We start from the raw sequence: 663 nt of genomic DNA on the forward strand, positions 1-663 counted from the left end.
ATGTCATATTGAAAATTGGAGCGGAAGACGGGATTCGAACCCGCGACCCCAACCTTGGCAAGGTTGTATTCTACCACTGAACTACTTCCGCAAGACATGTATGAGTTATTTTATTAAAAGTGCGGGTGAAGGGAGTCGAACCCCCACGCCAAAGGCGCTAGATCCTAAGTCTAGTGCGTCTGCCAATTCCGCCACACCCGCATATTTTGTTAAAATGGTGAGCCATGAAGGACTCGAACCTTCGACCCTCTGATTAAAAGTCAGATGCTCTACCAACTGAGCTAATGGCTCTTAATGGCTGGGCTAGCTGGATTCGAACCAGCGCATGACGGAGTCAAAGTCCGTTGCCTTACCGCTTGGCTATAGCCCATTAATTAAGAATGGTGGAGGGGGGCAGATTCGAACTGCCGAACCCGAAGGAGCGGATTTACAGTCCGCCGCGTTTAGCCACTTCGCTACCCCTCCGACATACATGGTGGAGGATGACGGGATCGAACCGCCGACCCCCTGCTTGTAAGGCAGGTGCTCTCCCAGCTGAGCTAATCCTCCATTTTGCCTGGCAACGTCCTACTCTCACAGGGACAAGGTCCCAACTACCATCGGCGCTAGAGAGCTTAACTTCCGTGTTCGGTATGGGAACGGGTGTGACCTCTCTGCCATCAT

Annotated in this window: 6 tRNA genes and 1 rRNA gene; all 7 read right to left on the bottom strand. The window is 52.2% G+C overall.

Annotation, left to right across the window (positions count from 1 at the left end):
- Nucleotides 1–16 precede the first annotated feature (16 nt).
- Nucleotides 17–91 (bottom strand) — tRNA-Gly (locus tag MR070_RS26790).
- A 29-nt stretch (nucleotides 92–120) separates the two neighbouring features.
- Nucleotides 121–201: transfer RNA gene (locus MR070_RS26795), tRNA-Leu, on the bottom strand.
- 14 nt (nucleotides 202–215) lie between these two features.
- Nucleotides 216–291 (bottom strand) — tRNA-Lys (locus MR070_RS26800).
- A 4-nt stretch (nucleotides 292–295) separates the two neighbouring features.
- Nucleotides 296–370 (bottom strand) — tRNA-Gln (locus MR070_RS26805).
- An 11-nt stretch (nucleotides 371–381) separates the two neighbouring features.
- Nucleotides 382–465 (bottom strand) — tRNA-Tyr (locus tag MR070_RS26810).
- Between the two features lie 8 nt (nucleotides 466–473).
- Nucleotides 474–549, bottom strand: a tRNA-Val gene (locus MR070_RS26815).
- A gap of 5 nt (nucleotides 550–554) precedes the next feature.
- A 5S ribosomal RNA gene (rrf, locus tag MR070_RS26820) occupies nucleotides 555–663 on the bottom strand; the annotation flags it as partial.

Source organism: Bacillus cereus group sp. BfR-BA-01453 (assembly GCF_022662915.1).
Taxonomy (GTDB): Bacteria; Bacillota; Bacilli; order Bacillales; family Bacillaceae_G; genus Bacillus_A; species Bacillus_A paranthracis.